General features: G+C 47.7%; 15 protein-coding genes. 14 read left to right on the top strand and 1 reads right to left on the bottom strand.

Annotated elements, in window-relative coordinates; genetic code table 11:
- The 11 genes from Q0R35_RS01780 to Q0R35_RS01730 all read left to right on the top strand — a co-directional run.
- Nucleotides 1–481, top strand: a 481-nt coding sequence (locus Q0R35_RS01780; RefSeq protein ID WP_295613868.1) for an MSMEG_0572/Sll0783 family nitrogen starvation response protein, incomplete at its 5' end; no start/stop codon positions are given.
- Nucleotides 482–733: 252 nt separating this feature from the next.
- The gene (locus tag Q0R35_RS01775; RefSeq protein ID WP_295613866.1) at nucleotides 734–1,759 is read left to right on the top strand and encodes a Nit6803 family nitrilase; all 1,026 of its coding nucleotides are present in this window, start codon (nucleotides 734–736) and stop codon (nucleotides 1,757–1,759) included.
- Nucleotides 1,752–2,840 (top strand): MSMEG_0568 family radical SAM protein, encoded by a 1,089-nt coding sequence (locus tag Q0R35_RS01770; protein WP_295613864.1) that lies wholly within the window; start codon nucleotides 1,752–1,754, stop codon nucleotides 2,838–2,840. Before Q0R35_RS01775 ends, Q0R35_RS01770 begins: the two co-directional genes overlap by 8 nt.
- Nucleotides 2,841–3,087: 247 nt before the next feature.
- Nucleotides 3,088–3,582, top strand: coding sequence for an MSMEG_0567/Sll0786 family nitrogen starvation N-acetyltransferase (locus Q0R35_RS01765; RefSeq protein WP_295613862.1), 495 nt, complete (start codon nucleotides 3,088–3,090; stop codon nucleotides 3,580–3,582).
- Nucleotides 3,582–4,544 (top strand): sll0787 family AIR synthase-like protein, encoded by a 963-nt coding sequence (locus tag Q0R35_RS01760; protein ID WP_295613860.1) that lies wholly within the window; start codon nucleotides 3,582–3,584, stop codon nucleotides 4,542–4,544. The genes Q0R35_RS01765 and Q0R35_RS01760 overlap by 1 nt, the downstream gene beginning before the upstream one ends.
- Nucleotides 4,545–4,574: 30 nt before the next feature.
- Complete coding sequence (locus Q0R35_RS01755; protein ID WP_295613858.1) at nucleotides 4,575–4,859, top strand: MSMEG_0570 family nitrogen starvation response protein; 285 nt, start codon at nucleotides 4,575–4,577, stop codon at nucleotides 4,857–4,859.
- A 51-nt stretch (nucleotides 4,860–4,910) separates the two neighbouring features.
- Nucleotides 4,911–5,447, top strand: coding sequence for an NADAR family protein (locus tag Q0R35_RS01750; RefSeq protein ID WP_295613855.1), 537 nt, complete (start codon nucleotides 4,911–4,913; stop codon nucleotides 5,445–5,447).
- A 56-nt stretch (nucleotides 5,448–5,503) separates the two neighbouring features.
- Nucleotides 5,504–6,418 (top strand): methylenetetrahydrofolate reductase, encoded by a 915-nt coding sequence (locus Q0R35_RS01745; protein ID WP_295613853.1) that lies wholly within the window; start codon nucleotides 5,504–5,506, stop codon nucleotides 6,416–6,418.
- 113 nt (nucleotides 6,419–6,531) lie between these two features.
- Complete coding sequence (locus tag Q0R35_RS01740) at nucleotides 6,532–7,764, top strand: hypothetical protein (protein WP_295613851.1); 1,233 nt, start codon at nucleotides 6,532–6,534, stop codon at nucleotides 7,762–7,764.
- A gap of 499 nt (nucleotides 7,765–8,263) precedes the next feature.
- The gene (locus Q0R35_RS01735; protein WP_366944798.1) at nucleotides 8,264–9,010 is read left to right on the top strand and encodes an SIMPL domain-containing protein; all 747 of its coding nucleotides are present in this window, start codon (nucleotides 8,264–8,266) and stop codon (nucleotides 9,008–9,010) included.
- A 133-nt stretch (nucleotides 9,011–9,143) separates the two neighbouring features.
- Nucleotides 9,144–9,317 (top strand): ssl1498 family light-harvesting-like protein, encoded by a 174-nt coding sequence (locus Q0R35_RS01730; protein WP_295613847.1) that lies wholly within the window; start codon nucleotides 9,144–9,146, stop codon nucleotides 9,315–9,317.
- A gap of 211 nt (nucleotides 9,318–9,528) precedes the next feature.
- Here the strand turns inward: Q0R35_RS01730 and Q0R35_RS01725 are convergent, their stop codons facing one another.
- Nucleotides 9,529–10,092 carry a hypothetical protein gene (locus Q0R35_RS01725; RefSeq protein WP_295613845.1) on the bottom strand — a complete coding sequence of 188 codons (564 nt, stop codon included), beginning with the start codon at nucleotides 10,090–10,092 and terminating at the stop codon, nucleotides 9,529–9,531.
- A gap of 148 nt (nucleotides 10,093–10,240) precedes the next feature.
- Between Q0R35_RS01725 and Q0R35_RS01720 the strand changes: the two genes are divergently transcribed.
- The 3 genes from Q0R35_RS01720 to Q0R35_RS01710 form a co-directional block, all read left to right on the top strand.
- Nucleotides 10,241–10,657, top strand: a complete 417-nt coding sequence (locus Q0R35_RS01720; RefSeq protein ID WP_295613843.1) for a YraN family protein — start codon at nucleotides 10,241–10,243, stop codon at nucleotides 10,655–10,657.
- 540 nt (nucleotides 10,658–11,197) lie between these two features.
- A complete protein-coding gene (locus tag Q0R35_RS01715) occupies nucleotides 11,198–11,494 on the top strand; it encodes a Mo-dependent nitrogenase C-terminal domain-containing protein (RefSeq protein WP_295613841.1) in 297 nt (98 codons plus the stop codon).
- Nucleotides 11,495–11,598: 104 nt separating this feature from the next.
- A partial coding sequence (locus tag Q0R35_RS01710) for an amino acid--tRNA ligase-related protein (RefSeq protein WP_295613839.1) occupies nucleotides 11,599–12,477 on the top strand: 879 nt, incomplete at its 3' end.

The following is a 12,477-nucleotide window of genomic DNA, read 5'->3' as shown; positions in this document are numbered from 1 at the left end:
GCCAGAAGTTACGATACCCGCTCACAAGACTGGGGATTTTCTAGTCGATTACGAAGAAAAAGTTTTCCCCGATGTCCAAGCCGAACCTGGTGAGAAAGCGTTAGTGACATTTCATACGGTGGCATTTGAAGGATCGATCGGTTTAGTCAACTTATTACAAGCCACCCGTTTGAAAAAGAAGGGTTTTGATACTTCAATTCTACTTTACGGCCCTGGGGTAACATTAGGTTTACAACGAGGTTTTCCTAAGTTAGGTGATGAGGCATTTCCTGGGCATCAAAATTTTACGGTACGGATTGCTAAATTTATCAGCGACGGTGGCAAGGTTTATTGTTGTCGGTTTGCTTTGCAAGCTCTGTATGGTCACGGTGAGGCTTCTTTGATTCCCGGAATTATTCCGATTAATCCATTGGATGTATTGGATATTGTGCTGATGCACCGCAAGGAAGGGGCATTTATTTTAGATACTTGGACGCTGTAGGTTTTAGTTACTGCGAAGATCTACCCACCCCGCCCGTTGGGCACCCCGGTCTTGAAAAGGTGCTCTACTTGGGGGAACCCGAAGACCGCACTTTTCGCTCCAAGGAGGGGATTTTATAGTTTTGTAGGTTGGGTTGAGGAACGGAACCCAACACACGCACAGATCGCTCGTGGGGACGTTGGGTTTCACGTTCGTTCGACCCAACCTACAGATGGCGTGACGATTTGGGATTGAACAGAAGAGGAAATAACTGTGGATTTTACACGCAAAGTTAGAGCCGCAGCCGTACAAATTAGTCCAGTTTTATATAGTCGTGAAGGAACGACTGAGAAAGTCTTGGCGGCGATCGATAAAGCCGCACAAATGGGTGCAGAACTCGTGGTTTTTCCTGAAACGTTTATTCCCTACTATCCTTACTTTTCGTTCGTGCAACCGCCCGTTTTGATGGGTAAGGAGCATCTCCGACTGTATGAAGAGGCCGTCGAAGTGCCCAGTCCCGTGACCGAGGCGGTGAGTCAATCGGCTCGATCGCATCAAATTGTCGTGGTGCTGGGAATTAACGAACGCGATGGCGGTTCGCTCTACAATACCCAACTGATTTTTGATGCCGATGGGACACTCTTGCTCAAGCGGCGCAAAATTACGCCCACTTATCACGAGCGGATGGTGTGGGGACAAGGTGACGGCGCGGGATTGCAGGTAGTAGATACGGCGGTAGGAAAACTCGGCGCACTCGCCTGTTGGGAGCATTATAATCCCCTGGCGCGCTTTGCACTGATGGCACAGCACGAGCAAATCCACTGCGCTCAATTTCCTGGCTCAATGGTTGGTCAAATTTTTGCAGATCAGATGGAAGTCACCATCCGCCATCACGCCCTCGAAGCAGGTTGCTTTGTGGTGAATGCGACTGGTTGGCTCTCCCCCGAACAGGTGAGTCAAATTACCACCGATGACAAGCTCCAAAAATCTTTGAGCGGTGGTTGTTTCACCACGATTATTAGTCCTGAAGGTAATATTCTTCATCCCCCGATTACTGAAGGTGAAGGCATCGCGATCGCGGATCTGGATTTCGCGCTGATTACCAAACGCAAGCGGATGATGGATAGTGTGGGTCATTACTCCCGTCCCGATTTGTTGCAGTTGCAGGTGAATTTGAGTCGGTGGGCGGTTGTGAGTGGAGGCGGAGATCTACCCACCCCGCCCGTTGGGCACCCCTCCAGGGAGGGGAATTTTAGATCCATCAGTCCCTCTGAGAAGGAAGTAAGTAGTGATGAATAAGCAAAAATTGATGACCGAACTGCAATCCCAAGGATTGAACATCGTTGAAACTGGCGTGGGTGTATCTGGTCGAAAGGGCGGTGCGGGGCCATCCGACCATAAAGCAGTGACGATCGACGGTACCACGATTATGGTGCCAATTTACACCGAAACTGCTGCCCGATCGCCATATAGTGCCACTCTCGACCCCGCAGCTACTCAGGCAACTATCCAGCTAGACGATCGAGAAATCGCCTCAATCGAATTTCCCAAACCGCCCCAATTCTATAACCTCAGCACCGCTGACGGCATCCCCTACTGGAAAATCGCCCTCCTTCACAGCCACGATGTCCTTGCCACTACCGTCCTCCAGACCTGTATGCGGTACCGGAATAGCGATACTGTCTGCCAGTTCTGCGCGATCGAGCAATCCTTAGCATCAGGACGGACGATCGCCCGCAAAACCCCCGCTCAACTCGCCGAAGTCGCCGCAGCAGCCGTCCGCCTCGATGGTGTCAAGCACATGGTCATGACCAGCGGTACCCCCAATACAGGAGATCGTGGTGCGGCTTATCTGGCTGAATGCGCCCAAGCCGTCAAACAAAGTGTCGATCTGCCGATTCAAGCTCAGTGCGAACCGCCTGACGATTTTGGCTGGTTTCAGAAGCTCAAAGATGCAGGGGTGGATAGCTTGGGAATGCACCTCGAAGCGATTACCCCAAGCGTTCGCGCCAAAATTATGCCTGGGAAGGCGGATGTACCTGTTGAGTATTACTTTCAAGCTTTTGAAGCTGCGGTAAGAGTGTTCGGTAGAGGGCAAGTGAGCACCTATTTATTAGCAGGATTGGGAGATACCATCGAGGCTCTGGTAGCGGGTTGCGATCTCGCGATCCAAATTGGTGTTTATCCTTTTGTCGTGCCCTTTGTGCCGATTTCAGGTACGCCACTGGCGCATCATCCCGCACCTAGCAGTGAGATGATGTTCGACATCTATCAACAAGTAAGTGGACTGTTGAAGCGATCGGGTATGTCATCCAAGGATATCAAAGCAGGCTGTGGCAAATGCGGTGCTTGTTCGGCTCTCTCTAGTTTTGAGGCTTAGTAACTTACCTAAACCACCGCTAGGACACAAACCCGACTTTTTCAAAAAGCAGTTTGCGCACGCCTCTGTTTCCCGACGGTTTAGCGGCGTTTTTATTCTGGGGTTTCCCCAGAATAAAAAAACGACAAGACAGCGAAACAGCGACGCATCGAACGGGAGGTTCCCTCCCGTTTGTGTGCGTCAAGACAAGACAGTCGGGTTTGTAGCTAGCACTAGTCTTATTTTCCCATCCAAAGCATCCAATACCATGTCCTATCTCTTCAAACTCGCCCGCACTCACTCTGAAATTACCGCTTACTACGCCTTGAGGCGCAAAATCTTCGTCGAAGAACAAGCTCTATTCCCACATGATGATGTAGATACCCTCGATGCGATCGCGTATCCCATCATCGCCGTTACCCACGATGCTTCAGCAGTCCTCGGTGTCGTCCGCATTTACGAACCCGAATCTCGCCTTTGGTACGGCGGGAGACTGGGTACCCATCCCGATTATCGTCGTGGTTGGCACATTGGCAAAGGACTGATAGATAAAGCTGTGACTACTGCCAATGCTTGGGGCTGCGATCGCTTTCTCGCCACCGTCCAAATTCAAAACGTCCGCTTCTTCCAACGCTTGCATTGGAATTCCCTCGAAGAAATCGAAATTCGTGGCATCGCACACCACCTGATGCAAGCAGACTTAGATTATTACCCCGCCAATAATGAGATCCGTCCAGTTTTGCAGTTGAGCCAAGCATCTTAATGAGACTCGACTTACTCGCCCACACATTGAAGCAATCGCTAGGTATCGTGCATAAGCAAGATATCCAAACTATCGCTAAATTTCTCGCCACGGAAAACGCTGCTAGTGATGTTTTAATCGGCGACGACTGTGCCGCAATTCCTGACGGCGATGGTTATCTCCTCCTAGCGACTGAAGGGATGATGCCAGATTTTGTCGCATCCGATCCCTGGTTTGCTGGCTGGAGTGCAGTGATGGTCAATGTTAGCGATATCTATGCGATGGGTGGTAGACCGATCGCGATTGTCGATACACTTTGGAGTCAAGATGCCACTATTAGTCAGCCGTTATTAGCTGGCATGAGTGCCGCTGCACAAGCTTATCAGGTGCCAATCGTCGGCGGACATACGAATGCTCGAAGTAGTTATAATGCTCTCTCTGTCTCCATTCTCGGACGCGCCCAAAAGCTGATTTCTAGTTTCACAGCTCAACCTGGCGATCGACTATTAATGGCGATCGATCTGCGAGGCAAAATGCACCCCAAATATCCATTTTGGAACGCTGCCACTACAGCCGACCCGAATCGACTTCGTGGCGACCTAGAACTACTACCCAAACTCGCCGAAAATGCTTTGTGTACTGCCGGAAAAGATATTAGCATGGGAGGAATTATCGGTACGACTTTAATGCTATTGGAAACCTCTCACAGCGGGGCAGTATTAGATCTCGATGCTATTCCCAGACCACCAGAGATACCCTTCGATCGCTGGCTTGTCAGTTTTCCCAGTCACGGATTTTTACTCAGCGTCCGTCCCGATCTAGTTCCTGCCGTTCGAGAGATGTTTGTCGATCGCCAAATCACCTGTGCAGACATCGGCGAAGTCATCGAGAGTCGGCAACTAATCCTTAAATCTCAGCAAGAATCTATTACTTTCTGGGATTTCGATCGCGAACAACTCACCGGATTTGGAACGACAACTTAAATAGTAACTTTTTGCTACTCACTACTAACCATGCCAGAAACTCGTTTTAAAATTCAATGGCCGGATGGTTCTCAAGAAACTTGTTATTCGCCTTCATCGATTATTAGAAAATATTTTGAGCCAGAACATGATTATGAACTGGCTGAATTTGTCGATCGTGCCCGGACTGCGCTGAATATTGCCAGCGATCGCGTCCAAGCTAAATATGGAAAACCATGCGGTCTGGCGATCGGTCAATTAGCGGAGATCCAATCTACAGCCAGTCAATTCAGTTCGTATTCGCGACCGCTCGTGCGTATGATTGAATTTTGTTAATCCTACTATGCCGCGATCGTTGACTAATATTAGAACTCGATTGCCCTACTTATGAATGTTAACGATATTAAAGATAGATTCGATCGCGGCGAACCACTCGATTACTTGTTTTTTTGGAGTCACCGACCGAATCCCGACGGCTCGATCGGTAAAACTTGCTTCAGTCAATGGTTTGAGTCTAGTTTTGAACTAGAGGGCATTCGCTATCAAACTGCCGAACATTACATGATGGCATCCAAAGCGCGTTTATTTGACGATCGAGCCTTACTTCCCGAAATTTTAGCAGCAAATCATCCACGCCAGACTCAAACATTGGGCCGAAAAATTCAAGGCTTCCAGGAAACAATCTGGAACGAACATCGCTTTCAAATCGTAGTTGCTGGTAATATTGCTAAGTTCCAACAAAACCCCCAGCTCAAAGCATATATGCTCGGTACTCAAGAGCGGATTTTAGTTGAAGCCAGTCCCGACGATCGCATTTGGGGGATTGGATTAGCTGCCGATAATTCAAATATTCACAATCCCGATTTTTGGCAAGGTACTAACTTACTCGGTTTTGCCTTGATGGAAGTTCGAGATCTACTCTAGTTCGATCGATAAGTTGAGGGTAAGGTAAAGTGAAAGTGTAGTCTCTAAGTGCGATCGTGAACGATTTTCGACAAGCTGCAACTGCTGGTAAATTTCTAATTACAGCCGAAGTTGCTCCGCCTAAAGGTGGAGACATAGCTCACATGGTAGAGATGGCAAATTGTCTTAAAGGGCGCGTTCATGCGGTAAATGTCACCGATGGGAGTCGCGCGGTAATGCGGATGTCGCCATTTGCCGCATCGCTGATCTTGTTGCAGCATGGCATCGAGCCAGTGTGTCAGTTTGCTTGTCGCGATCGCAATCGGATCGGACTTCAGGGCGATTTATTGGGCGCGCACGCCTTGGGCATCCATAATATTTTAGCTCTAACTGGCGACCCGATTAATGCGGGCGATTATCCCAAGGCTAAAGCCGTATTCGACCTAGAAGCCGTCAGATTATTAAAAATCATCGGCAACCTCAATCGCGGTCTTGACGGCAACGACAAGCCCCTTCCCGACGGGGCTGTGAACTTATTTGTCGGTGCGGCGGTAGACCCTCAATCGAAAAGTCGATCGGGTTTGCAAAGACGCTTCGAGCAAAAAGTTGCCGCAGGTGCTCAATTTTTTCAGAGTCAGCTTATTTCTGATTTCGATATCTTCGATAAATTCATGCACCAGATCGCCAGTAGCTATCACAAGCCAGTGCTAGCCGGAATTTTTCTACTCAAGTCGGCTAAAAATGCCGAATTTATCAACCGGAACGTACCGGGAGTAGAGATTCCCCAACATATTATCGATCGATTGGCGCGATCGTCGGTACCGTTGCAAGAAGGGATAAAAATTGCCGCCGAGCAAGTGCAGTTAGCTAGTAAATTGTGTCAAGGCGTGCATCTGATGGCGGTTAAACGTGAAGATTTAATTCCTCAAATTCTCGATTTAGCGGGTATTCCCGCGCTGGCTCTCGATTCTCAGCTTGCGAGTAAATTTTAGGAATTTTTGAGGGAATGAGATCTATGGGTGATTCTTGGGGAACAGTAGAGTAGGGATTGTCGGGATACTGTCATACCTGAAATGCTCACCAGCTAACGCTTACCAAACATCACATGAGTTTTAATTTTGCATACTTATCTGGAGGTAGATTGTACCTGAAATTGGGTCAAGCCAATGTCCAGACTATTATTAGTGAGTTTGGGCAAGCGGTACAACAACGAGAATCCCAACAGCAGCAGCGCAATGGCTGGAAGCAAAAGAGTGTCGCGAATTTGATGCCAGCAGGGATGGGGCAAGATCGACAGCCCGATCGCTCTAAGGTGGCGGTACAGGGGGTTTGTCCGACTAGTGCCGATCGATTACTATACACGCTAGCCGCAGGCGAAGTCGGCGGGATCTTTACGCTCGAACAGTTTGCGCCGATGGTAAATATCGGTGGAACTGCTGCACCAGTAGCTCGTCCGCAAACTAAAGAAAAAAGATTATTCCATAGTGCTGATTTTAAAGTCGATCGGGTCGATTTTCACCCTGAATATCAATTAATCGCTTGTGCGGCGATCGGGAAAGATGGTACGGCGAATATTGCTACCATGCCTGTAAATGCCGTGCATCTGTCTCAGGTAACCGAAGGCGACTCGCTCGATTTAGCACCTAAATGGATTCCGGGTTTTCGGAGAGCGATCGTGTTTCAGTCGGCTGGAATCGGGCGCGATGGGGCGGGTTATATCATCGAGCAAAAGCATTCGACGATCGAGCAATTAGATATCGACAGACAAGAAGTAATTACCCTCGCCAGCGACCCCAAATACGACCTCCTCAGCCCCCAAATGACTGCGGATGGTACTTTATACTATATTCGCCGCCCATACAGCTCCCTGCGCCAACGAGCGCGGTTTTCGCAACTTCTCAAAGATGCACTCTCAATTCCCGCACGGCTATGTACCGCCGTGTTTGAATGGCTGAATTTCTTCACCCGCCGTCATACAGGTAAATCGCTATTATCTTTACCCCAGCTCCCACAGCAGACTAATTCTCAGCAGATGTTATTTTTGGGGCGATTGGTAGATGTCGGTAGTGAAATGGAGCGCAATCGCCGATTTGGCGATGCCGATTCGCCATCGCTAGTACCCCGCTCTTGGGAATTGATCGAGCAATTCCCCCATCGAGAACCTAAAGTCATCGGTAGTGGCGTGTTAGCTTTTGATATTGGTGCTGAAGGTCAAATCGTATATAGCAATGGTAGCGCGGTATATGGCATTATCCCCGGCGGTGTCGCCCAACGCCTAATTATCGATCGACCCATCGAGCAAGTCGTTTTGCTAGATTTGGATAATCATCTGAATTAGATGGGAGATGGGAGTTGGGAGTTCGGAGATGGGAAAGGGACTTTAGGTTTTAGGCTTTGGAACTGCGTTCTTTAATTTTTCTTCCTTACTTCTTACTCCTTAACGTCAGTTCTGGATAAGGATTCCCGATCTATGACTCTTGGCTTCGTTTCTACACTGCCCTCAAATGTGTCTTGTCTCGCTAAACCGTCGGGAAACAAAGGCGTGCGCGAGCCGCAATTTGGGGCTAATAGCAAAAGTTCGTTAAAACGAACTAATTAATTTGGCAGTTCTCTTCAGAGAACTTGAGCTATTAGCCCGTTGGCAAAGCCTCTCCGAAGGAGACACTTCTAGTTCAGGGCGGTGTAGGAACGAAGCAAACTGACGTTCATTACTCCTTACTCCCAACTCCCATCTCCCTAACTTTCAGGAATCGCCGATCGATCTGTGGTAGTAATAATTGAGGCGGGTGACTTGTCATCTTGCCAAAACAACTTATTGTGTGTGTGAGTTACAAGTAATGGAAAGCACTGGATATCGCGATCGATTTCCGCAACTGTTTGCCGGATTGACCTTATTATCGGCATCTCTAATTGTGAGTTCGTTTCTGTGGGCGGGGGCGATTCGGAATATGAAACGAGTCGATGATGCCCTACTAATTACGGGTTCTGCTAAACGACCGATTAAATCAGATTATATCGTCTGGAAAGTATCGCTGTTCAGTCAGCAGCCGACTACGCAAGCGGCTTATCAAGAACTCAAAGCAAGGATCGATCGAGTCCAACGCTATCTCAAAGATGCTAAAGTACCCGAATCGGAAATTTCACTCGAATCATTAGAAACCGTCGCACTTGCCGAACTAATTAATGGTAAAGAAACGGGTAAAACGGCGGCATATAAACTCAGTCAAAAGCTCGAAATTCGATCGAACCAAGTCGATCGATACTCAAAATTATCGCAGCAAATTACCGAACTAATTAATGAAGGAATTCCGCTGACTTCCGAGCCACCAGAATACCTCTACAACGATTTAAGCAAGCTGCGAATCGAGATGGTAGCTGAAGCCACCAAAGATGCCAAAGCCAGAGCCGAATCGATCGCCAAAAGTACTGGCAATCGCGTCGGTGGCGTGCGGAGTGCCGATACTGGCGTGTTCCAAATTACCCCCCGTTACTCGACTGGGGTGAGTGGTGAGGGTAGATACGATACAACGTCGATCGATAAAGATATTACCGCAGTCGTATCGGTCAAATTTGGCATCGAGTAAATAAATATAGAGCCAGCAATTGGCTCTATATTTATTTTTATTACGTTCTGGGAGCGATCGGGGATCGCTATCGACGCTTAGTAATAAGATGAAAAAAGTTTAACAAATTTTTTCAAACAAATAAGTAAATTTTATGCCCTATATTAACAATGACGGGGATACTAGAGTCAATAATTTTCCGACCGAGCCAAAAATGTACGTAGCAGAATCTAACAGCACTAATTTAACGCGCGATTATTTTGCGATCGGAATTACTGGTGTGGTACTAGTTGGTGGATTGATGCTGGTAGCAATGTCGGTGTCTTAAATTATTTGACAGTACTTGGTGCCAATCTGCCAAGTTAAATAATTACGGTCTCAATTTTAATAGTTAAATAAACAATCTAAAACATAGAGTGGAGTTAGCATCTTTCCTCTATGTTTAATTTTTAGGATCTAACCCAAGTCGCCCAGACAGCCTCAGCGATTTCAATCGTCAGCGGTTCTTAACCGAGAAGTATTGGATTGGCTTTGGCTATTTAACTTCGGATCTTGCCGATATAACAGTCATTTAACCAGACACTAACAGCTTCGCCGACGATCGTTTTACGACTTTCGACTGGGGGCGAGATCGGGTTATTTTTGAGGGGAAACCCACCAGTACGCGTGTAGATATTCGCCAACCGCCACCCCTGTCGAGTTTGCGCCAGAAATAACCAGTGAAATTGTTGCAACTGAGCCGATCGAGTGTCTGTATACTGAGTTTCTAAGGTGGTGATAAATACCTGTGTTGGTGCAGCCTGCGGAAAATTAGCAGGATATTCGCGACTGCCGATCGCGATCGGCTGGAGTTCGGGTACACTGGCGGTAATTAGCGAACTATAAACTCGCTCTGTCCGTTTGCGGCGTTGTTGAATCAGTCGATTGGCATAACTAGGTAAATCTCGCACCAATAAATTAGCCAGACTCTCGACTTTTACCGGACAAGTATTCGGGTTTGCGGCTACATTTGATGCTGTATGATGGCGTACTTCGATCGCACTCGGAGCCAGCAACCGCTCCACACCAGTAGCACACCAGCTTTGCAGATTCTGAGTACACACGGGCAAATAATTCAACGTCAGAACCAAGCGGTAGAAAGATTTACTATTATTTTACCTCACTCCCAACTTCTTACTCCTTACTTCTTACTCCTTACTCCTTACTTCTTACTCCTTACTCCTTACTCCCATCTCCCCGCTCCCCGCTCCTATGAATACTGGCAAACTCGGAGAAGAAGTAGTCGCACAGTGGATAAGCGAGCGCGGGGGCGAGATTTTAGAGCGTCGCTGGCGATGGCAAAGAGGCGAAATCGACCTAATTGCGATCGATCGTGATACATTGCTATTCATCGAAGTCAAAACCCGTAATAAATCGAACTTAGATGCCGATGGATTGCTGGCGATAACGCCCCAGAAACAAGCCAAAATCGTCAGCACCGCCCAGCTTTTTCTAGTCAAACACCCACACCTCGCCGATTATCCCTGTCGCTTTGACGTGGCGATCGTCCGCCATCAACCACCAACTCGCGCGATCGTCGGGAATCCTTTATTTAGCATGACAGATTTCGACAGCGGGGAATGCTTATTATTACTCGACTATCTGGCGGGTGCTTTTGACGCTGGTTAAGTTTTGTGTTATTCAGTGAAAGCTCGTTGGCGAACCGTGCTGTAAATGCTACCCCATTAGAGAGATTTATCTAGCCACAAATATCTACAAAACGATAATAAAGCACGCAAAACATCTAAGCTTGCAGGCAAACCAGCAGGGGATCGTTATTTTTTAATAATTGGCAAATCGTACCCGCAAAAATGTATTAATAGATACCAAAAAAAGCGATCTAAAATACGCTGACATAGAGAATAAATACGTTATGATATTTCAGTAGATCTACCGTTGTCTGTTGAGTGCAAACTAAGACATGATGCAGATAGCCAGTAAATCTTCATCTACCGATCGACCTGGTAGATTGAGGAAGATGACTCAAACACTAGAGTTCGATCTTTATGTCCGGAAAATGCTCGTTGATGGTTGTAGTTAATCTTTAGATAGATGAACATTCCATTTAGGGGCAGCGTCATGAATAGTTATCTTCTCGGTACCACTAATACATCTCATATTATGGGTTCTAATCTCTCAAAGCTTGCTCGTTTGCTTGCAACTAGAATAATGCCACAGGCAACTATCGCTCCGCTCAACGCACCTAAGTTCGACCTACTCAAACCGCTACGCGACTGGTTGGACAATCTCAAAATCTCTAATCCCCGATTAGCCCACAAACTTTGTCAACTGATTCCCTCTCAATGTCCCTTCGAGCGCGATCTTAATTTATTTGGGCGCACGCTGGTACATATTCCCCCCATGTGTAAACTCAACCCTCTCTATGACGAAGTAGTCATGCTCCGGTTCAAAGCAATGTGCTATCTAGCCGATGAATGCGGCGAAGATATCAGCCAATATTGCTAAGTAGGGGATAGGGAATAGGGAATAGGGGTTAGAGGATAGGAATAGTGGATCGGGCACATCGATAGGGCTTAGAATATAAAGTCCAGCCTAGATCGATTCTATATATGTCCAAACAACAGTCGCCCCAACAACCAGAACCACATTCGACATTAGCCGAAATTCGGGCGACTCGCCTGGTTAAAGCCGACAAACTCCGCGAAATAGGGATGAATCCCTACGCTTACAACTGGGTATCTACTCACCAAGCCGCAGCATTACAGCTAGAGTACGCAGATTTAGCTAGTGGTGAGGAAGTAGATATCCCCGTCTCGATCGCTGGGCGCATTTTAGCACGGCGGGTGATGGGCAAATTAGCATTTTTTAGTATTCAAGACGAGACAGGTTCGATTCAGCTCTTTCTGAGTAAGCCGCAGATTGAAGCGGGAATGCCAGATCTGCCAGATGCCTTCAGTCATCTCAAGCAATTAACCGATGTCGGCGATATCCTCGGCGTAAAGGGGACGATTAAACGCACGGAAAAAGGGGAATTATCGATTCTCGTTAATGAGTATGTGATGTTAACAAAGTCACTACTACCCCTTCCCGATAAATGGCATGGCTTAACCGATGTCGCCAAACGCTATCGTCAACGCTACGTCGATCTAATCGTCAATCCCTCAGTCCGCGATACCTTTAGAAAACGCTCCCTGATTACCGCTGGAATCCGTCGCTATCTCGAAAACCTCGACTTCATCGAAATCGAAACCCCCGTCTTGCAGTCAGAAGCAGGCGGAGCCGACGCGCGTCCATTTAATACCTATCACAACACCCTGGAAATGCCGCTGTACTTGCGGATCGCCACCGAGCTGCACCTGAAACGCCTAATCGTTGGCGGCTTCGAGAAAGTATTTGAACTAGGGCGCATCTTCCGCAACGAAGGTGTCTCCACCCGCCATAACCCCGAATTCACCAGCATCGAGGTATATCAAGCCTATGCTGACTAC

It is taken from the genome of Chamaesiphon sp. GL140_3_metabinner_50, from assembly GCF_025361915.1.
Classification (GTDB): Bacteria; Cyanobacteriota; Cyanobacteriia; order Cyanobacteriales; family Chamaesiphonaceae; genus Chamaesiphon.
The sequence above is the reverse complement of the archived record's forward strand: the minus strand, read 5'-3'. Positions and strand labels throughout refer to the sequence as shown.